A 21273-nucleotide genomic window follows, 5' to 3' on the forward strand; every position below is an offset into this window, starting at 1 on the left:
CTATACTTGATTGCCAAAAAAATGGAAAGTAATTTCTAATTCCTCATACAAAGGCAGATTTCAAAGTTCTTTCAGCATCAAGAAATCCGTCTGCTCATCATCCCCCATAAAAAAGGAATGACTGCCAACTCTTACAAAGCCCATCGTATGATAAAAAGCCAACGCATTGTCGTTAAATTCCCAAACACCTAACCAGATCGACTTTTTCTGCAGCGCTTTGGCGGTCTCTTGAGCAAACAGCAGCAGTGTTTTGCCATAGCCTCTGCGCTTATGTTCTTTTTTGATATAGATTCGTTCAATTTCCAACCCCTCTGGGGCAATCGCTTCCGTTTGCGCCTCACCCCAGTTAAGTTTGATATATCCTACGGTTTGATCATTTTCTTGTAAAAAATAAAACGCCGATTGCGGATTTTCTAACTCTCGGGTCAGTTTCGGCAGATTGTAGGCTTCTTCTAGATAGATACGAGTATTTTCCTCCGTATTGAAAGGAGCAAATGTATCGTAATAGGTGGATACGCTGATTTCTCCCAATTCTTCTAAATCTGCCAAAGTACATCGTTTGATAGCCATCAAAACGCCTCCTTTTTTATCAAGCTATTCTATCACATCTCCATTATCCCTTGCAAAAGCAAAAAGGGCGGACAGCTTTCCCCACTGTCCGTCCTTTCATAGACTTACTCTTTTATAACCAAGAGCCAGAAAACTGATGGATCACCATCGTACTCGGATCTTCCTCGACCTCACCCGTGATATAGCTTTTTGGTGAAAACGTCATTTGCGGGAAGATCTCTACGCCCTTAACGGTTTGTCGTTGATTATTCAATTCTAATCCGTGGTTTTGCAGCAGTTCCGTCACTCGGATCACATTGGTGACGACATCTTCCGTTTTTTCTGCCCGGACAAATTTTCGGTCATCGTAATCGTGGTACCATTCTTCCATAAAGGGATGGTGCGGCACCGCTCCAATGATCCCAGTAGAAATCTTGGTTTCGATCTCAAAGCCCATAAATGCCTCCAGTGTCAAGAGCTCATCTAAAGGTTTGACCACCTCGATATCAGTATCCATATAAATACCGCCTTCTGTCACTAACGCATACAAACGAACCACATCTGACACAAATGCCCATTCTTCTTGGTCATAGGCCTCTTTTAGATAAGGACCGAATTTTGAAAGGTCGATCGTTGATTCATCCCAACGTTTGATCTCATAATCCGGACAATATTTTTTCCAGGTATCCATGTATTTCTTTTCTTGTTCACCTAATGGATTGCCGCCAAACCAGCAATAATGAATAATTTTTGGAATCATCAATCTCTCTCCTTTAGTTTATTGGTCTCTTTTAAGTGTAGCGGATTTTGCAATTGTTTCAAAATCATATACACTTTTTACGGCAAAAAGAACTGTTGGCTCTGCTCTTCAGGATCAGAAAGGATCATTGAAAAAAGCACCTGAGTCAACGACTCGAGTGCTTTTTGAGGGATTGCTTATAAATAATGATTGTCCCGTAAGACGGCTTTTTTGATATCTGCCACCGTTTGCGTCCCCGCAAGCTGCATGACCATCTCCAATTCTTTTTTGAAGAAATCAAAGACTTGTTGAACACCGGTGGCACCACCTAGAGCCAACCCATAAATCACTGGTCGACCGATTGCCACCAGATCTGCTCCGCAAGCAATCGCTTTAAAGACATGTTGTCCTCGCCGTACCCCGCTATCAAAGACGATCGGCGCCCGACCTGCTACTGCTTCAGCCACGATCTGCAAGGAATCAAAGGAAGCTGGACCACCATCCAATTGGCGTCCCCCGTGATTTGAGACCCAAATCCCTTGTGCACCTGCCCCTAATGCTCGTTCCACATCTTCTTCTGATTGCACCCCTTTGACATAAACCGGCAAATCAGATTCTTTGGCGATAAAAGCGACATCCTGAGGACTTAATTTTTGTTTTGAGGAGCCGTAAACGGCATCCATCGTTTGTCCGATCCCTGATTGATAAGCCTGAACGATCGGCATTGCCAACGGAAAGGTGAAGCCATTGCGGCGATCCGTTTCTCGATTGCCCCCCACGGTTGCATCTGCGGTCAAAACGATCGCTTTGGCGCCATTGCGTTTTGCCATCGCCAAGATGTCTTTGTTAATACCATCGTCTTTACTCATATAAAACTGGAACCACTGCGGCGCTTCTTGACCTCCAGCCGCTCGGATTTCTTCCAACGTACAAGAGGCATACGAACTCGCCGTATAGATCGTGCCAAAACGTGACACACCTTTGGCTGACGCTTGCTCTGCCGCAACATTTGCTAAGCCGTGGGCAGCCACAGGCGCCATAATGATTGGCGCTGACAACGTGTCACCGCCAAAGGACAACGTTGTGTCCGGTAATTCAATGTCCTTTAAGACATGAGGAATGATCAATTTGTGATTGAAGGCGCGTTCATTTTCTTGATAGGTAAAAATATCCCCCGCACCACTGCTGATATAGCCATACCCACCTTTAGGAATCACTTCCTCTGCGGCGATCTCCAAATCGCGCATATTGATAAAATCAATTGCTCCTTCTGCTGTACTTGCTTGATAGATTTTTTCCATGCCTTTCCCTACTCTCCGATAAGATAACGTTTACATTTTTATCCTACGCCTGATTGTAGGATCACGCAACTCATTCGCTCACTCCTGTCAAATAGGCTTACTTTACTTTTCCACTCAAGACAGCCCTCCATTTGAACTAGCTGAATTATTGTTTTGTTCGTTTAAGATATTCTGCCAATAACAACGGCTGAATCGTTGGATATGTCCAACTGACAGGCGGCTTTGCCCTTACATAGATTGCTTCGATCTCTGAGGTCAACTCATCCTCCAAGTCCGTGATCTGGGCTTCGAACACCAAGCCGTAATCGGTCTCCCCGTCTTTTTCTACCCCATAGATAAATAACGGCTCTAGAGTAAAGTGCTTGGCTCCTGGTTCTTCCTTTAGTTCACGGGCGGCACACGCTGTGATGCTTTCTCCTGATTCTCGCTTACCTCCGGGTATTTCTAATGTGTCTCGTTCTTTGTGTTTGACATAGACGAGCTTTTCTTGATACTTGCTGATGATCACCGCAAAAACTAGCTGCTCTTCTGCGATCTTTTCAAGCTCAAAAATCGTTACGTGATTCATTTTACTCATTCCTTTCAAAAAAGCAGGCTTGCTTCTATAATAAACAGTCGTTAAAAATCAAAAAAAGTGCTGATCCCTTATGGAAAGGATCAGCACTTGCAGCTTGTTATTCTTCTTCTTCCGCCATGAATGTGTTGAAGACTTCTTCAATCATATCCCATTCTGCTTCTGTTTCGATCTGTTCTAATTCACCTTCAGAACCGTCTTCGTTTTCAATATAAGCGTACGCTTGTAATTCAACGTCTTCTTCTTCCGGTACGCCTGCTGGATAAAGCAAGACGTAGTTGCGGCCGAATTCTTCCGTACCGTCAACCGTTAATAGAATTTCGTATAAGGTTTCATTTCCTTGGTCATCGATCAAAGTAATGTGTTCATGTCCTTCATGATCGTGATCGTGGTTATGATCGTGTGTATGTTCTGACATTTATTTTCCTCTTTTCTGTAAATTAAAACAGCTGTTTCCCAGCACCATCTAAATAATTCTGCAAAATCATGACTGCTGCTAATTTATCAATCACTTTTTTTCGTTTGGCACGCGATGTATTCGCCTGTTCTACCAGCATTCGTTCTGCTTGAACGGTCGTCAGACGTTCGTCTTGGTAAACGACCGGCAAACCGAATTGCTGTTCGATCGCTGCGCCGTAAGCCATAGAAGCTTCCGCTCTAGGTCCGATCGTATTATTCATATTTTTAGGTAGTCCTACCACAAAACGTGAGACTTCATATTCTTTCACCAATTCAGCAAGTCGATCATAACCGAAATTGCCTTCATCTTCATTGATGCGAATGATCTCGATCCCTTGTGCTGTCCAGCCCATTGGGTCACTGACCGCCACGCCGACTGTCCGCGAACCAACATCCAATCCCATGATTCTCATTATAGGTTGATCCCGTGATTGCCTAAATAATAACGGATCAGAACTTCCATGATCTCATCCCGTTCGTGACGACGAATCAAATTCCGGGCATCCCGATAACGAGGAATGTAAGCCGGGTCGCCAGAAAGGAGATAACCGACGATTTGATTGATCGGATTGTATCCTTTTTCCTCTAATGCTCGGTAGACGATAGCTAATGTTTCGCTGACTTCTTTTTTACGGCTATCATCAAAATCAAAGCGAACTGTTTCATCTGTAAAACCCATTTCACGACACCTCTCTTTTGTATAGATTTTAGCATATGTTCCTACTATATTGTACTAAACGTTTGATAAAACTACAAACATATGCTTAGATTTTCTTCATTATAACAAAGGTTTATGATGTTTCTATGAACTTTCTTAAAAAAAGCTAGAAAGCGCGATAGACATACTGGTTTTCTGGTGCTTCAATCGTCTTCTCTTGGTCTGCTACCACCATCGGCAAGTCTCGTTTGAAGGGTTGATAGTACTTCGATTGGATCGTCCCTTCCACGTGGAGCCACTGGTTATTTTCTGCAGTCGCTTGCTGCGGCAATTCCACCCGTAAACCGAAAACGCCTGAATCAGCCACACAATGGATAATGCCAAAACGAAACAAAAAGATTTCATTGGCATCATCTTGATCTGCATGGTACACAAATCCATCATAGGTGATTTTCTTACCAATGAATTCACTCGGGTACGTATAGATCAACTCCATGACTTCCAAGTAATTTTCTTCCGTTACCGCAATCGTCTCATCTTTGGCGTAACGTGCCAAGGCTGCATCCATCTGAGTGTCATAATCTTCTTTGTTAAAATAAAGACTTGTATCGGGTTTCAGATATTGGGTCGTCATTTCTGGATCCCCCACAGATTCTTCACTTAGGGGGAAATTAAACCCTTTTGCTTCAACGATCGTCGTATCCAAGCTAACGGTGGGAAAAAAGAGACCCACGATGATCGGTAAGGCTAATAGAAAATACGCAATCACTCGTTGGTATTTTTTCTCTAATCCATGCTGGTGCTCGTCGTCATGATGATGCTCGGGCTCTTGTTTGACCCAAAAGTACAGCTGGACCAAAGCCAACAATAAAGAAATGATCATAGATAAAATAGCGAGATAGCGATAATGAATGTTGATAAACTGATTGAGTTTGCCCGTCACTTGCAAATACATCATTAATTCAAAATAGCCTGATAAGATCAAAAAACGAATCATTCTTTACACCACCCATGCATAAATTGAAACGACGATTGCGACTAAACCAACCAGAGAAGCGATAAAACGCCCCGAAAAGTACCGCTTCATCATCAACAGGTTTTTAATATCTACCATTGGACCAAAAACCAGGAAACCGACGACTGGTCCAGTGCCGAATAAACTCAACAACGAAGAGCCGATAAAGGCATCTGCTTCGGAACATAGGGATAATGTCAGTGCCAACAGCAGCATGACGAAAACCGCTAACAGCTTCGTGGAGCCTAATGTCAGCATCAAGCCAGTTGGCAGATAGGTCTGCATCGCTGAGGCGATCAACGCACCAATGATCAAATAACGCCCAGTATCGAAAAACTCATCCAAACTATGCTGTAGCAAATGACGAATCTGCCGAAGAAGCGGATGACTGGTCTTTTCTGTTTGATGGTGGGCGTGATCATGCCCATGATGGTGTGGGTGAGCTACTTGCTCATTCCCGCCACTTAATTGATTGGCAAGCCGTGTTTTTAAGACCTCTTGTTTGTTAAAATACGCCAGCCAGATCCCCACGACCATTGCGACCAATAAGCTGCCCAGTACACGCAAAAAGGCGAACTTCGCGGAATTTCCAAAGGCAATGAATGTCGAAAAAATCACGATAGGATTGATGATCGGTGCAGTCAGCATAAAGGCAAACGCCGTATACACTGGCACTTCTTTTTTTACGAACTGATTAACGATCGGTACGATCCCACACTCGCAGGAAGGAAAAAAGACCCCCAGGCCACAACCAACAGTGATCGATGCCAATTTGTTTTTTGGTAAGAGTCTCGTGACTCTTTCTGGCGTCAAGAAGACTTGTAAAGCACCTGATATCAAGCAGCCCAATAGGACAAAGGGCAAGGCTTCAATGACGATAGATAAAAAAATAACACTCATTTGCAGGACAGAATTCGGTAATGCCTGAAACATAACTTTAACCTTCTTTATCAATAAATTCGAAACGCTGGAATTACTATACGTTTTTTCCTTTTTTTATACAACGTTTTTTTTAAAGCAGTCTGTTTTTTTAATCGTTGCTTTAGATTTTCCTTATCTTTAAATCCTTCTTGTTCACCTAAATGATCAGCAACTATCAGATATTTTGACTTTTCCTCAAGAACAGCGTACATTTTCCATGGAGGAATGACTTATGCAAAAAAATCAACCGATCCAAGAGAGGCTCGCCCAACATCCGTTGGCACTACTCTATCTCTCTCAACCAAATTGCAGTATTTGTGTTGCGGACAAACCACGCATCCAAACACTGGCACAAACCCAACAACTCCCACTATTTACCATCAACACGCTGACAGAGCCAGAAGCAGCCAGTTTATTTTCGGTCTTGACGGTTCCCGTCGTCCTCTTGTTCGCAAATGGGAAAGAAGTGCATCGCGAAGCCCGCATCATCGATTTCACACGTTTGACTCAACAAATCTTGCGGTATCAAGAAGCACTCACAAGCGTTGAAGAGCAAGATTCTTACGAATCACTTTTTGACCAGTTAGACGAGTAAGTTCAGTGAATGAAAGCAAAAAACAGCTGTCAGATCCTTGTATATACTACGATCTGGCAGCTGTTTTGCTGGTTCCTATTTATGTGATGCGATTATTCGCTTAGTGATGGTTCTTCTACTGGTTCTTCATGGGACAAGACGTTGCCTGAATGCAAGAAATAAATCAATGTTTGCAATTCATTGGTTAAGTCAACGTTTTGAATCAGCACGCCTTTTGGTGCAGTGATCCGTGCAGGTGTAAAGTTCAAGATTCCTTTAATGCCAGCTTTCACAAGCTCGTTCACTAAATCTTGTGAATGTTGTGCGGGAACCGTCAAAATAGCCACATCGATCTGCTGGATCTTCACTTGTTCCTTCATGTCATCCATTGGATAGACCGGCACACCATCTACGATTCGACCAACTAGATCTTCATTGACATCAAATGCAGCACTGATCCGAATGCTGTTGCTTTGGTGAAATTTGTATTTCAACAAGGCGCTCCCCAAGTTTCCGACACCGACTAAAGCTACATTCGTCATGTGGTCTTCGTTCAATGTCTTCGCAAAGAACTGCATCAAGCTTTCAACGTCATAGCCATAGCCGCGTTTTCCTAATTCACCAAAGTAGGAAAAGTCGCGGCGGATCGTCGCACTATCAACTTGAACAGCTTCACTTAGTTCGGTCGAAGAAACTTTTAATTTGCCAGCTTGGTGCAAAATACGCAAGTAACGATAATATAAAGGCAATCGCTTCGCTGTTGCCTTTGGAATTTGATGATCTTTCAAAGAATACTCCCCCATTGTGAAAAATTCACTTGTGATGAAGCTATCATAACAAATACATTGTTCAAAAATCAATTTGAATGCTCATAATTTGAAATATAAATTTTATAATGGTAAAATCAAACTTTTTCCCAATCGCCGTTTCCCCTAAAATATGATAGACTTGTAGTATTGTAACCTTGATACAGACAAGTTTCTTAAAGATAGGAATGACATACACATGATTTTATTACAAGCCAACCAAATCGCCCGTCTTTTCGGAGCCGAGGTTTTATTTGAAAATATCCAATTAGAGATTGCCAGCAATTCCCGAATCGCGCTTGTTGGGCGCAACGGTGCTGGTAAATCAACGCTGCTGAAAATTATTGCTGGACTCGAAAGTCCTGATAAAGGAACGATCGCTAAAAACAAGACCGCTACGATGGGCTACTTAGCTCAAGATACCGGACTTGCTAGTCAGGCCACCGTTTGGGAAGAAATGCTAGGAGCTTTTGCAACGGTTCGACAGATGGAGCAGCGCATGCGTACCTTAGAGATCGCCATCTCCGAAGCAGATCCTGCTGCTGACTCTGGCAATCTTCTGAAAGAATACGATCAATTGCAACATGAATTTGCAGAAAAAAACGGCTATGGCTATGAAAATGAAATTCGCTCCGTCTTGCACGGTTTTCAGTTTGATCCTTCTTTTTACACACAGCCGATCGATACCCTTTCCGGTGGTCAAAAAACCCGCTTGGCATTAGCAAAAATGCTGCTGCAAAAACCTGATATCTTGATCCTCGATGAGCCGACCAACCATTTAGACATCGAAACGTTATCTTGGTTGGAAAACTATCTACAAGGATATGCCGGTGCGTTGCTGATCGTTTCCCATGACCGTTACTTCTTAGACAAAGTTGTCAACGAAGTCTACGAACTGAGTCGGCAAAAAATGCGCCACTACAAAGGCAATTACAGCCGCTATTTGACCTTGAAAGCTGAACAGCTGCAAAGCGAATGGAAAGCCTTTGAAAAGCAGCAAGAAGAAATCAATAAACTGGAAGACTTTGTTGCCCGCAACCTTGTCCGTGCCTCTACCACCAAACGCGCGCAAAGTCGCCGTAAGCAATTAGAGAAAATGGACCGGTTGGATCGCCCGCAAGGAGATGAAAAATCCGCCCACTTCCTTTTTTCCATTGAAAAACCTTCAGGAAATGTTGTGATGCAAGTAGAAAATGCCGCTATCGGTTATTCTGAAGAAGAAGTTTTATCGGCGCCCATCGACTTAGATGTTCGTCGCAAAGATGCGATCGCTTTAGTGGGGCCGAATGGGATCGGCAAGTCAACCTTACTGAAATCGCTGATTCATAAAATCCACTTTATTCAAGGAAAGGTGCATTTTGGCGCCAATGTTTCAATCGGGTACTATGACCAAACTCAATCCGATCTGCACTCAACAAAAACGATCCTCCATGAGCTTTGGGATGACCACAGTACCACACCTGAAGTCGAGATTCGCAATATATTAGGCAGCTTCTTATTTTCGGGAGAAGATGTTGAAAAGCCGATCACGCTGTTAAGCGGTGGCGAAAAAGCCCGTGTCGCTTTGGCAAAATTAGCCATGGACCATGACAATTTCTTGATTTTGGATGAGCCAACCAACCATTTAGACATCGACAGCAAAGAAGTCTTAGAAAATGCCCTGATCGATTATGAAGGCACGTTGTTCTTCGTATCTCATGACCGCTACTTTATCAATCGAATCGCCACCAAGGTCGTGGAACTGTCTGAAAACGGCAGCAAGCTCTATCTAGGCGATTACGATTATTATTTAGAAAAGAAACAAGAAGAAGCTGAGATCGCAGCAATGTTGGAAGCAAAAACAACCGAAACCACCATCTCAGCGGGCAAGCAAAACTTTGTCCAAAGCAAAGAACAGCAAAAAGCCGTTAGAACCTTACAGCGAAAAGTCGCCCAAATCGAAGAAGAGCTTGCCACGATAGAAGAAATGATCCAGCAACTGGAACAAGACATGACCGCACCAGAAGCGTTGAATGATCATGTAAAATTGACCGCGTTGAATCAAGCGTTAGAACAAGCCCGCACTGAACAAGAAGCCCTATTAGAAGCATGGGAACATACTAGCTTAGAACTAGAGGCATTTGAAAGTTGATCGTGGAATCGGTCTGTAGGCCGATGACAAGCTCCCCCTCCTTTGTTTTACTTAAAAGAACAGGATGAATACGTACGATTCGTAAAACAAGGAGGGAAAAATGCAAAAACAGACAGATGTTTATCGAAAGCGTCGGCCAATGATTGTTTTAGCAGGATTGGTGTTGATTTGGATAGGGTTCAATCGAATCTCTCATCACGTGTTGTACGGAGAGTTGTCCGAACACGTGCACACCGTCGTTGCCTATGATGAGAGTTATGACGACGAATATATTTACTCTCAAGCTATTTTTAGTGAAGATATCAATGCTTACTTAGGGGAAATGGACATCACAACACCGATTTTCCTGCAGACGAACGAAGAATGGGCCGATAGATCCTATGGCAATGACGGCAGCCAAACCTTAGCAGAAAACGGCTGTGCGATCGCTTCTCTTGCGATGGTTCAATCCTATCTTGAAGGCTATTACATTACGCCACCGGAAGTCCTTGATTGGGCAGGAGATCATTATTACGTTGACGGCCAAGGAACGGACTGGCGGATTTTTTCTGACTTTGCCGATGCAAACGGCTACAACTATTATGATCTTAGTACTGACCTAGCTAGCGTTGAAGCCTACTTGCAACAAAATCATCCCGTCATCGTTTCTATGACCCCAGGGGAATTTACAGATGGCGGCCATATCATGGTCTTAGGTGGAATGATGGGCGATCAAGTGTTTGTCTTAGATCCCAATGATGATCCGGAAAAATCCCACTACGCTACTTACTACACACTAGATGAAATCGCTGATCAAAGCTTACGCTTTTGGACCTTCAGCTGATTGTTCGAAAAAAGTCCCATTGTGGGGCTTTTTTCTTTGTCGTCCCGAAAGCAGCAACTGGATCTTACTTTTTTAATAAAAAAACCCTTTTTTCTCCCCTTGGGAATCCGCTTTCTATTATAATGGAAGAAAGAAAGGTGTGAAGTCTATGAAAATCGGTATCCCCAAAGAAATCAAGAACAATGAAAATCGTGTGGCATTGCCGCCCTCCGGAGTCTATGAGTTAGTCCAAGACGGACACGAAGTCTTCGTTGAACAAGGCGCTGGTGCAGGATCAACCTTTTCTGATCAAGCGTATCAGGAAGTCGGCGCTACGATTGCTACCGTTGAAGAGGTTTGGGCCTCTGAATTGGTTATGAAAGTCAAAGAACCTTTACCAGAAGAATACCCCTTTTTGCATGAGGGACTGGTTTTATTCACCTATTTCCACGTAGCCGCCAATCAACAGCTTGCTCAAGCGTTGATCGACAGCAAAGTGATCGCTGTTGCTTATGAGAACGTCCAACTGGCGAACGGCACCCTGCCTTTACTGTCTCCCATGAGTGAGATCGCTGGAAGAATGTCTGTTCAAATTGGCGCGCAATTTCTCGAAAAAATTTATGGCGGAAAAGGGATCCTGCTTTCGGGTGTTCCCGGCGTCCGTCAAGGTCGGGTAACGATCATTGGTGGTGGCGTTGCCGGCGAGAATGCCGCGAGAGTCGCCGTAGGTCTAGGCGCACAAGTGACAATTTTAGACGTTTCAATCCCACGCTTACAAGAGCTGGATCGACAATTTTCTGGTCAAGTCCAAACTTTGTATTCCAATCGTTTGAATATCGAGCGAACGATCCAATCCGCAGACTTGGTGGTAGGAGCCGTTTTATTGCCAGGACAAAAAGCCCCGTGCTTAGTGACCCGCGACATGGTGAAACAGATGCCTGAAAAATCCGTGATCGTCGATATTGCCATTGACCAAGGCGGAATTTTCGAGACCGAAGACAAAGTCACCACCCACGACGAGCCAACCTATATCCGGGAAGAAGTCATTCACTATGCAGTGGCGAATATGCCGGGTGCTGTGCCGCAAACGGCAACCATCGCATTGAGCATTGCCACATTACCGTATGCCCAGCAGCTAGCGAAAGACCCTTTAGCAGCGTTGCGAGAAAACGAGGCCCTTGCCAAAGGGGTCATCGCCTATGAGGGCGCATTTACTTCAAAAGAAGCCGCTCATGATCTGTCATTGCCTTTTACCGATCTATCGGAGTTGATTTGAGCCACTCTCCCACAATAAAACCAGCAGCCGCACAAGTAATTCGCGGCTGCTGGTTTGCTTTCTATGAGAATTTCCTTTTTTGGGTAGCATGGGCTTTGGAAGTATGCTATATTCATACTTAAAAAAAATTCGACCTAGACAGGAGGAACACTGTGCTTACTCAACAACAAATCCAAGCATTTCCCAAAGTAGAACTTCATTGCCATCTCGACGGTTCCATTCGTCCAGAAACATTGATCGCCATCGCCAATCAGCAAGAGCTTCCCATCGCTCAAGACATCGAAGCTGTGAAAGCACAGATGCAAGCCCCCAAAGATTGTCATGACCTGAGGGATTATCTTCGCTGCTTTGATTTCGTTCGGCCGTATTTGCAAACACAAGAAGCTTTAGCAGCTGCTGCCTATGACGTGATGGAACAAGCCGCTCAAGATGGGGTCGCTTATATTGAGATCCGCTTTGCCCCCAGCTTATCGATGGACAAAGGACTCACTTGCAGCCAGACCATCCAAGCCGTGATCGAAGGCATCGCACGAGCAGAAAAACGCTACCCAATCAAAGGCAATGTTTTGGTCATTGGGATGCGTCAAGAAGACCTACCAGCTATTACGGCGATTTTTGATGAAGCGATCGCTCTTACCGATGAAAAAGTAGTCGGTATTGATCTAGCAGGTCCAGAAGAAGACGGGTACGTCCCTGATTTAGCTGCCAGCTATCAAGTGTTCCTCAAGAACCAAAGTGTCCAGCTGACCTTACATGCAGGCGAATGCGGCTGTGTGCAAAACATTTATCAAGCCATCGAAAGCGGTGCGCAGCGGATTGGCCACGGCATCGCCTTAAAAGGAGATCACACTGCTCAAGCGTTTGTTCGAGAACAAAAGCGCTGTATCGAAGGCTGTCCTACCAGCAATGTTCATACTCGTGCGATTCCCACATACTCGGCATACCCATTAAGAGAATGGCTGGAAGCCAAGGTCCCTTTTTGTTTGAACACCGATAACCGAACGGTCTCAAATACGACATTGACCAATGAATACCTGCAAATGGCTCATCATTGCGACATGTCCGAATCAGAGATGCGCTTCATAAACGAAACTGCCGCTCAGCATTCCTTTGCGGAAGCTGCCGACAAAGCGGTACTCTTGAAAAAAATTCAAGAATGGCAATTCTAATAAACATGGACGCTAGTGATCCCCACTGGCGTCCATGTTTATTTCCAAAACAATCAACTTTCTTTCCTTCACGCAAAGAAGAGCCGATCGATCCTTGTTAATCCTAAGGCATCGATTTCTAAAAGAGCTCTTTCGTAAATTTCTGTATTTGTGAAAGCCGCACTCTCGTGGGCATCGATCCCAATAATACAAGAGCAGCCGACTTCCTTAGCGATCTTCCAAAATTCAGGATGCGGATAGCCACCATTCGTATAGCCCGCCAAATTATACTCCAATGGCAGCTGATACTCTTTGGCTTTTTCGCATAAACGGTAAGCAACTTCTTCGCAATGGGAATCGAAGGTTTTATAGCCCCGCATAAACACATCTGGGTGTGCCATATAAGCAAAAATTTCTGATTCGATCCCTTGTAAAGAAACACGGAGATAATCTTTGATCGCTTTTACCGAATCCCCGGGTGTATGGTCGTAATAGTGATTGCTTTCGATTTCAGGAAAGTGATTGCCAAAAATCAAATAGTCGATCGACAGCCTTTCTTTCTCTGCAACTAGCCAAGGAATCATTGTTTCAAAATATTCACACTCTAATCCTAATTTCACATCGATTTGTCCTTGATATTTTTCCCGTAAGCTTTTCACCGATGAAACGTAATCTTCCAATTGCGCAACATCCATCCGCATGGGCGAGACATACCCATCCTCAAAGGGCCAGGGACAATGATCAGCGAAGCCGATTTCCTTAAAGCCAGCTTGGATGGCTTTGATCACATAGTCTTCATCAGAATCCCGTGCATGTTTGCATCGAGTTGTGTGGGTATGATAGTTTGCTTTCCACATGGTTATTCACTCCTTCTTATTACATTTAGGTTAATTTGTTTTTGTGATCGCATTTTAGGTACACTCTTCTTGAGGCGTTATCCTTCAAACCGTTCGCTATTTTACAGAATCTTTTGTAAACGGAACCATTTTTTCGAAAAAATAGTACTAGCTATCAACACCTATCACTTAGCAACTTCATCAGTCTGGATTTATTCCAGTCCATTTCATTATAGAATTGCGGCTATCCCAAGACAATCAAAAGAAAGCTGCAAGCGGTTGCTTCTTTTCCCATCACTTCCATTGAGTCGTTTCTCTTGGGACAAATGAATTTTTCAAGAGGACGTGTCTTGGTGCGGTTTTGTCTCCTTGTACCTCTTGAAAAAGTAGCTGGGTCGTCCAATCCACCATCTCCTCTAAAGGTCGTGCGATGGACGAAAGCAAAGGGTTAGTACAAAGACAAACATTGGTGTTTTCATAACCAATCACTTGAATCGCTTCACCAACCTTTTTATCCAGTGAATGAAGGGAACGTAAAGCGCAGGCTGCCAAAAAATCACTTGCCGCAAAAATGCCATCGATAGAAGGCCATTGACGAAAAAGTTGATCAAAGGAAGTTTGCGTGACATTTACAAAATCGAGTATGACCTCGTGAACATGGATCTCTGGGTATTGGTCCATCACTTGATAAAAACCAGCTGATTTTTCTTGAACGGAATGTAATGTCTTTGGTCCATTAACGAAGAGGATCTCGCGACAACGATTTTGGATTAAGATCTGTGCTGCCAACTGTCCACCTGAGGTATTATCCGCAGAAACGGAGGATACTTCATCGCTAAGGACTCTACCCACACTCACTAGAGGTAATTTGAGAACCTTTTGCAACAATGGACCTTGCGTACAAAGATTGGTACATAAGATCAACCCATCAATATTATTTGCGAGAAACAAGTTCAAAAAATAGGCTTCTCTTTCAGGATTTCCTTGTGTGGTACCAATCATCAAACTATAGCCTTTCTCAATCAGTTGCGACTCGATTCGGGTAATAAATTGATTATAAAAATCATTTTTCAAATCATAGATCAGCAAGCCGATCATCTTTGAGGAATTGTAATAAAAGGACCGTGCTAATTCATTTGGTACATAATCAAGTGTTTGAATTGCTTCTAGCACAATCTGCTTTGTTTCTTCATTGACATATTTTCTGTTATTGATCACTCGTGAGACGGTGGTCACAGATACATTGGCAAGTTTTGCCACGTCTTGCATGTTTGCCATTGGTCCCTCCTTTCTCTCTTTTACATGTCTCGTAAATATTAAATCCTTTTCCATTTGATCTATTATCCGAATGCAACATTCCAAAACGCTTTCTTTTTATTCTATAATAGCAAACCTTACCTTACATTTTCTATTTTTATGAAAATAAAAAAGCTGTTTAGATGAAATCTCACCATAAACAACTTTTCTATGCTAGATAAAAGTTTGCATTAATGTCAGCGTCTTTGAAGAAAACAAGAAAATCACTCCCGTGTTCTCTTAAACAATCATTTACACAAGCACCCAGCTAATTTTTTAAATCTAAGCCTTCAATCAACGCCACCGCACGATCGATCCCAGCGTCTTTTGTTTCTTCTAACACCACGTAACAGTATGGCTTGTGTTTGATCAGAAGCTGTAAAATTTCTGGATACCGTATTTGTCCTTCACCTAACGGGACAGGGATCACTTCTTCTCTCGAGAGTTGAAAATCCTTTAGGTGCAAGCAGACGATTTTCTCGCCAAAAAGAGTAAACGCTTCTTCTACCAATGCAACTTGATCAGCAGCCGTTTTTGCGGTGATCAAATTCGTTGGATCGTAAATGATCCCTAGATAATCAGAAGGAACACGTTCAATCAGCTCGGCGATGCGCTGATTCGAATACAACGGATGATTCATTCCTGCTTCGATCCCTACCATGGTTTTATGTTTTTCTCCTACTCGAACGAGTCGCTGGATCACATGGATCAAGTCTTCAAAAACCTCATCCGAAAAATTCTCTTCGCTATATCCCAGCGCGGCAATGACTGAGCCTGTTTCTGAAGCCACCATGCTGGCACCAAAATAACGGGCATGGAATAAGTAGCGCTCAAATTTCTGTAAGATTTTCTCTCGTTCCTCTGGTTCGGGATGAATCAAGTTACTATAACAACTTAACAAAGCGATTTGAACGCCTTGTTCTTGGAATTCATTCTTGAAGAAGGTCCCCATACCTGGACTCATTTTTTCAGGAGCACTTAGGTCTGGAAAAGACGCATTCAAGGCAAACTGAACGTTTCTTATTTTCTTTGCTCCTACCGCTTGTGCTAGCTGCTTGGGTGTATATTCTCCTGAGAGGTCATGCCCTCGGATGGCTAAATGAATCATCTGACTCCTCGCTTTCTACTGTTTTTTCCCATTCAATAATCAAATTTTCATAAGGTTCTAGCCTATGGTTACCCCGCGCCAGCGCTTCACCTGATAAGCGTTCGAAACCGGGGAGATGTAAGGTAAAGTCAGCTGTCGTCATCCCTAAGTTACTGATCCAGAGTTGGACATGGGTCGCTGACTCTCGGCGATACTTCATCACACCTTCCGAACATTTGATCAACAGGCGCTCTGATTCATAAGGGAAAAGTTCTTTGTGACAAAACGACTGCCATATCAAACTGTCTGGTAAATTGCTAGGTAGCGCACCTAAATAGATGATCTCTCCTTGAGCCAGTTGTTTCTTAGCTAGTAGCGTTTGGTCATTCCCTCGTCCGATCGTTTCCCAATCTTCTGGGCAATGAAAAACTGTGACCAAATGATCCAAAGGTTCTTTTAGGCCGTCATAGGTTAGCTGATAAGTCAGTCCTTTCACCGTAAACTGCTGGATTTGGTCAAACCCGAGCCATTCTCCTAAACGATCTAAGCCATTCGTCGCTGGCCACGCTAGCTCTTTTGTCCGATCCCCCGTCATCGGGCCTAAAATCAGCTTGCCTCCTGCTTCAGTAAAGGCGGCAAATTTTTTCAGCAAGGTAGGACTGATCCAACGAACAAATGGGGCAAGAACAACATCATACTCTTCTAACGGACTATTTTCTTGAATGATTTCTACACGAATCCCTTGGCGAATCAGACTGCCGTAAAATTCGGTAAACAGGCTGCGATAATCATAAATACCCCCATGATCGATCGTGTAAAAGCGTTTCGAGTAGTCCGAGTAGATGATGGCTATTTTTGCAGATACATACTTCGTTTCCGCTAAAAGTGGTGCGATCTGTTGTCTTAGTTCGCCAATCCGAACTACCTCTTCATACCCACGATCTGGCTCTCCCCAAGCAGTTAACACGGCGCTATGGGGTTGCTCCACACCATAGCGATGTCCACGAAAATGCCAAAAACAGAAGGATTTCAAATGACCAGCATAGCCAATGAACGCTTCACTTGTGACAAACCCATGAGGACGAGGTGCCGCATAGTTTTCAATATGACCGGCATTGGCGGTACAAGTTTCTAACAATAACATTTCCTTGTTGCGCGGTTTGACATTCCGCCAACGATCCAAGTTCATGGTATACGCTGGATAGTTGTCTGCCGGTGCATACGTATCAAAACCGGCAATATCTAAATCAGCAAATAGCTCATCATTTTGCAAGTTAAACCCAAAAGCGGAGTTATGGGTAATGGGTAACGCGGTCTCCATTCGGATAAAATGACAAAGATCATGCGCAAACTCATTCAACGTATCGGTGGTAAAGCGGCGAAAGGCATTCATCAGGGAAGAATTATGCAAAAACGGGGTCGTTAGTGGCAAGACGACATCCTCAAATGCGTCATACCACTCACTCCACACCTTCGTGCCCCAACACTCGTTGAGGTTGGTCACGGATTGATAGTTGTCTTTTAAATACGTATGCCAACGCGTTTGGCACGTCGTACAGTAACATAGATCGACATGACATTTAAACTCATTGTCCAATTGCAACATAACGACATTTTCATGTTTTTCGGCAATCTCAGCGATTTTTCTCGTCAAACGATAGGCATAGCGGCGAAAGTCCTCGTTGTTGGTACAGACATGCTGTCTTGAGCCATGATGCATCTTCGTCCCATCTTGATTAGTGATTAAAGCTTCTGGGTACTGTTTTGTAAACCAGCGGGGCGGAGTTGGCGTTGGAATACATAAGCAAACATCGATGCCATTTGCTTGGTACTGTTCTAGCGCACGTTCCAACAACGCAAAATCATATTCTCCAGGTTGAGGCTCCAAGTCACGCCACATGAATTCCCCAATTCTAGCAAAATTCATGCCCAACGTTTTCATCGTTTGACTATCACTTTGCATGATTTCTTCCGACCAGACTTCTGGATACATGCAGGCGCCGTAATAAATATCAGGAAACAGTGGTTGCTCATGGAAAAACGCCTGTAAACGAATCGCTACATAGCGAGCGATCATATGCGCCCCGACCTTTGAAAAGTGGGTATCATCTGCGAGACCTGCAGGATAATTGGGGTGCTCATCCGGTGCTAACCAAACAAAGAGCGCTTTGGAAGCTTCTAGTCCTAATGTGTCATAATAATGATAGGTATAGCGATTTAAATCAAACAAATCCACTTCTTCCGTTCGACTAAGTTCTCTTAAGACAGGTAAAAATGCTGACAACGTATGCGCCAGTCGTCCCTCTTCCCCTACACGTCGTTCAACAGGTGTACACAGGATAGGAATTCCTGCTTTTTCTTTGATTTGACGGATCATGTCTGTCAAATGAGCAATGTACGCCTCCATCGTGACATGATTTTTCTCTTTTTGGTCATTATGTCCAAATTGCAGTAGGACGACTGTATTCGGTTCGACTTCTTGCAGGAGTTGCTTAAACAACCCTTCTTCGATAAACGAACGAGTCGTACTGCCGTTTTTCGCAAAATTGTGTACGTCTACTTCTGGGGACAGATAGCTTGGTAAAGCTTGTCCCCAGCCCATCATTGGCTGTTGATCAAGGGGATAATCCGCCACGGTTGAATCTCCGCCTAGAACGATTTTCATTTCTTTTCTTCCTCCATCTATTTACTATCAGATTTCCAACAACTTCGACAAGTCCACTGGTTTTCTTGCTGAACATAAGCTGCATTAGAAATCGCTTTCTTTTCTATTATACAAAACATTTGCTGACGAAAACATGGAAAAATCAGAGCAAAAGCTGCGAAAATACGAGCTTTTCCGCAGCAACCAACAGTGATCAGCTCTGACCTTTTCGATATTGTCCTGGGGTCATTCCCGTGCACTTTTTAAATAAACGATTGAAGTAACTGGGATTATACCCAAGGTTTTCTGCAATTTCATTGATTTGGTGATCAGTTTCGAGCAACTGCCGTTTTGCTTCTACGATGCGAACATTGGTTAAATAATCAATAAAGTTGACCTGCTTGGCACGCTTGAACTCCTTACTCAAAAAGATTGGGTCTACTTCGAAACGATCCGCAACGTATTCTAACGAAATTTGTTCATTGCGAAAATCAGATTGGATGTACTCCGCTACTTTTTGGATCATTTCACTATAAGAATTAGCGACATTTTCTTGCCAGAGGATGGAGACGGGTTTTAAGAAATGATGGTACAAAAAGGCTTGGATCTGATTGATGTCCAAAAGTCGTTCGATTCGCTCTAACACAACCGTTTTCGATACATAATCCGTTCGTGAGACCCCATTTTCATTTAAAAGGTAATCGACTTGATCGTACAGTCGATTGACCACATAGATCACCGCAGCCTGTTGATTGTTTTCTGCCACGACCTGTTCTAAAAACCGCTGGACACTTCGTTGCAATTCTTCATGATAGCCACTTTTCAGCGCTGTTAAAATCAAATTTTCTTGCGAAAGAGAATACTTCGGCAGCGGGCGCATTTTCTCTCCTTGAAGCACTTGATTTTCGGGAATCAACCGTTGCAGATGGATTTGCTTTTTGAGACGTTGGGCAACTTCAGGCAACTTGCGAATCTCTGTTTCTTGTTGCGAACTAACGATGGTGACATAACGGCAGACGATCAAATTGATTTGCTTGGTGATCATCGTGAAGTAATCTGTCAGTAGCTGCTCTTGATTGACCACAAAAACCAAAATCCGTCCTTCATTTGAAGAAACAATGGTTGATTCAGGGAAAAACATGGCTGTGACATCCGCTATAATGTTTTCTAAGGCAAACAAAATGTGGGTTTCATCTTGTGAATTTGCTTGATTGCTTAATAGATCATTGAGTTGGAAATAAAACAGGCGATACCCTTGGTCACTTAAGCACCAGTTTTTTTGCTGCAGTAATTGTTGCGATTCTTCCTCCGATAAATAGCCATAATACCCTTCCATCAAATGTTGGATCACTTGTCGCTTCAGCGAATCTTGAAAGCGTTCCGCCTGATTTTGCAACAATCCTTTTTCCCGACTTAATTGTTGCCAACGGTCCACCAAAAACTCCAGATCGTTTTCTTTTTTCCATTGGGTATTACCAAAGAGCTGATCCATCGTTTTTTCAAAAGGTTGGTATTGTTTTTTTGCCAAAAAGAGACTCATGACTGCCACACAAGCAATAAAAAGAATGCTTACGACGATCAGCACTCTAGCCAAATGAGTGACTGGCTCGGTAATCAATGCTAAGGGAACGACGGTATAAAACGTCCATATTTGGTTGAGTCGCGTACTGTTTACGGCGATCATGCTATAATCATTGCCATTGATCGATTCGACCCAGGTTCCTTGATGCTCCTCACTCAGCGGTTGGATAACATTCGCTAAGTTCTGATCGCCAATAAAACGAAAACTCTCATGATTAAAGGAAATCGCTGCGAGTCCATTTTCAATTTGAGTATCATAAAAATACTTTAACAATGATTGCTCGTCGATCGTTGCAACTAAAAAAATTTTAGGCTGATCTTCGCCTTGGCTATCAATGTTTTGTACAAAAATCAATTCATCCTCTTCTTCAATGATCTTCCACTGATACTGCCTACCATTATCGATCCGATAGCGTTCAAATGCTGTTTTGGTTTGCTCGAGCGTTAATTCATACGTGCCGCCACTTTCAATCCCAAAGGGCGCCTCTCCGAGCGAATAAATACCGATTCGATTGACATAATTGGAGCTATTGGTTAAGTAAAACAATTCTTCCGACAGCTGGATCAACGTCTGATAATTCGTCGTTTCCAATAAATCTTCTTGGTAGCGCCTTTGAAACGATTGCCCCCAAACGCTTAAAGTCACTTCCAGCTGCGAGAACTGTTGGTTGATGTTACTAACGATTCCTTCGACTTGGCGATTGTTTAGTTCTTGATACGATCGTTGTAATGGTCCGATCAAATAGGCATGCAAAAAGATTGCAACGGCTAATAGCGGCACGACGATCCATAGACTGGCTAGCTGCAGTTTTCGATGAAAACCGCCTGTTTTAAAGTACTTCATTCCCAAACACCCTTGTAATAGATTTTATGTAA

At 43.4% G+C, this 21273-nt stretch carries 20 protein-coding genes; 5 read left to right on the forward strand and 15 right to left on the reverse strand.

Features of this window, described 5'->3' with window-relative positions:
- Positions 1 to 60 precede the first annotated feature (60 nt).
- The 9 genes from IGI86_RS12750 to IGI86_RS12790 form a co-directional block, all read right to left on the reverse strand.
- Entirely contained in the window at positions 61 to 570 is a 510-nt protein-coding gene (locus tag IGI86_RS12750; protein ID WP_016612680.1) for a GNAT family N-acetyltransferase, read from the reverse strand.
- A 112-nt stretch (positions 571 to 682) separates the two neighbouring features.
- Positions 683 to 1309, reverse strand: coding sequence for a glycosyltransferase family 32 protein (locus IGI86_RS12755; RefSeq protein WP_010749841.1), 627 nt, complete (start codon positions 1307 to 1309; stop codon positions 683 to 685).
- A gap of 176 nt (positions 1310 to 1485) precedes the next feature.
- Positions 1486 to 2589 (reverse strand): alpha-hydroxy-acid oxidizing protein, encoded by a 1104-nt coding sequence (locus IGI86_RS12760; protein ID WP_008380802.1) that lies wholly within the window; start codon positions 2587 to 2589, stop codon positions 1486 to 1488.
- 145 nt (positions 2590 to 2734) lie between these two features.
- A complete protein-coding gene (locus tag IGI86_RS12765; protein ID WP_008380800.1) occupies positions 2735 to 3157 on the reverse strand; it encodes an NUDIX hydrolase in 423 nt (140 codons plus the stop codon).
- Between the two features lie 106 nt (positions 3158 to 3263).
- Entirely contained in the window at positions 3264 to 3581 is a 318-nt protein-coding gene (locus tag IGI86_RS12770; RefSeq protein ID WP_005228559.1) for a DUF1292 domain-containing protein, read from the reverse strand.
- A gap of 22 nt (positions 3582 to 3603) precedes the next feature.
- Positions 3604 to 4035, reverse strand: a complete 432-nt coding sequence (gene ruvX, locus IGI86_RS12775; protein ID WP_005234242.1) for a Holliday junction resolvase RuvX — start codon at positions 4033 to 4035, stop codon at positions 3604 to 3606.
- A complete protein-coding gene (locus IGI86_RS12780; protein WP_005228556.1) occupies positions 4035 to 4301 on the reverse strand; it encodes an IreB family regulatory phosphoprotein in 267 nt (88 codons plus the stop codon). Before IGI86_RS12780 ends, ruvX begins: the two co-directional genes overlap by 1 nt.
- Positions 4302 to 4446: 145 nt before the next feature.
- Positions 4447 to 5277 carry a TIGR03943 family putative permease subunit gene (locus IGI86_RS12785; RefSeq protein WP_008380795.1) on the reverse strand — a complete coding sequence of 277 codons (831 nt, stop codon included), beginning with the start codon at positions 5275 to 5277 and terminating at the stop codon, positions 4447 to 4449.
- A 3-nt stretch (positions 5278 to 5280) separates the two neighbouring features.
- Positions 5281 to 6228: a permease gene (locus IGI86_RS12790; protein ID WP_008380792.1), complete on the reverse strand. Its 948-nt coding sequence runs from the start codon at positions 6226 to 6228 to the stop codon at positions 5281 to 5283.
- A 220-nt stretch (positions 6229 to 6448) separates the two neighbouring features.
- Between IGI86_RS12790 and IGI86_RS12795 the strand changes: the two genes are divergently transcribed.
- On the forward strand, positions 6449 to 6811 hold the full coding sequence (locus IGI86_RS12795) for a thioredoxin family protein (protein WP_008380790.1): 363 nt from the start codon (positions 6449 to 6451) through the stop codon (positions 6809 to 6811).
- A gap of 92 nt (positions 6812 to 6903) precedes the next feature.
- On the opposite strand, the gene IGI86_RS12800 is transcribed toward IGI86_RS12795, so the two are convergent.
- Positions 6904 to 7578: a redox-sensing transcriptional repressor Rex gene (locus IGI86_RS12800; protein WP_005228549.1), complete on the reverse strand. Its 675-nt coding sequence runs from the start codon at positions 7576 to 7578 to the stop codon at positions 6904 to 6906.
- 217 nt (positions 7579 to 7795) lie between these two features.
- On the opposite strand from IGI86_RS12800, the gene IGI86_RS12805 reads away from it, so the two are divergent.
- From IGI86_RS12805 to add, 4 genes are all read left to right on the forward strand, one after another.
- The gene (locus IGI86_RS12805; protein ID WP_430617342.1) at positions 7796 to 9727 is read left to right on the forward strand and encodes an ABC-F family ATP-binding cassette domain-containing protein; all 1932 of its coding nucleotides are present in this window, start codon (positions 7796 to 7798) and stop codon (positions 9725 to 9727) included.
- A 100-nt stretch (positions 9728 to 9827) separates the two neighbouring features.
- Positions 9828 to 10550, forward strand: a complete 723-nt coding sequence (locus tag IGI86_RS12810; RefSeq protein WP_008380783.1) for a C39 family peptidase — start codon at positions 9828 to 9830, stop codon at positions 10548 to 10550.
- A gap of 148 nt (positions 10551 to 10698) precedes the next feature.
- Positions 10699 to 11805 carry an alanine dehydrogenase gene (gene ald / locus IGI86_RS12815; RefSeq protein WP_016612688.1) on the forward strand — a complete coding sequence of 369 codons (1107 nt, stop codon included), beginning with the start codon at positions 10699 to 10701 and terminating at the stop codon, positions 11803 to 11805.
- Between the two features lie 152 nt (positions 11806 to 11957).
- Positions 11958 to 12974 (forward strand): adenosine deaminase, encoded by a 1017-nt coding sequence (gene add / locus IGI86_RS12820; RefSeq protein ID WP_086316496.1) that lies wholly within the window; start codon positions 11958 to 11960, stop codon positions 12972 to 12974.
- A 68-nt stretch (positions 12975 to 13042) separates the two neighbouring features.
- Here add and IGI86_RS12825 read toward each other — a convergent pair whose 3' ends face one another.
- From IGI86_RS12825 to IGI86_RS12845, 5 genes are all read right to left on the reverse strand, one after another.
- On the reverse strand, positions 13043 to 13810 hold the full coding sequence (locus IGI86_RS12825; protein ID WP_086316497.1) for a histidinol-phosphatase: 768 nt from the start codon (positions 13808 to 13810) through the stop codon (positions 13043 to 13045).
- A gap of 273 nt (positions 13811 to 14083) precedes the next feature.
- Positions 14084 to 15067 carry a LacI family DNA-binding transcriptional regulator gene (locus IGI86_RS12830; RefSeq protein WP_223347119.1) on the reverse strand — a complete coding sequence of 328 codons (984 nt, stop codon included), beginning with the start codon at positions 15065 to 15067 and terminating at the stop codon, positions 14084 to 14086.
- Between the two features lie 286 nt (positions 15068 to 15353).
- The gene (locus IGI86_RS12835) at positions 15354 to 16193 is read right to left on the reverse strand and encodes a sugar phosphate isomerase/epimerase family protein (RefSeq protein ID WP_008380772.1); all 840 of its coding nucleotides are present in this window, start codon (positions 16191 to 16193) and stop codon (positions 15354 to 15356) included.
- Positions 16165 to 18837, reverse strand: coding sequence for a beta-galactosidase (locus tag IGI86_RS12840; RefSeq protein ID WP_086316498.1), 2673 nt, complete (start codon positions 18835 to 18837; stop codon positions 16165 to 16167). Before IGI86_RS12840 ends, IGI86_RS12835 begins: the two co-directional genes overlap by 29 nt.
- A 193-nt stretch (positions 18838 to 19030) precedes the next feature.
- Positions 19031 to 21241, reverse strand: coding sequence for a helix-turn-helix transcriptional regulator (locus IGI86_RS12845; protein ID WP_008380767.1), 2211 nt, complete (start codon positions 21239 to 21241; stop codon positions 19031 to 19033).
- Between the last annotated feature and the right edge of the window lie 32 nt (positions 21242 to 21273).

Origin of the sequence: Enterococcus sp. AZ188, assembly GCF_050544075.1 — a bacterium.
Taxonomy (GTDB): domain Bacteria; phylum Bacillota; class Bacilli; order Lactobacillales; family Enterococcaceae; genus Enterococcus_D; species Enterococcus_D entomosocium.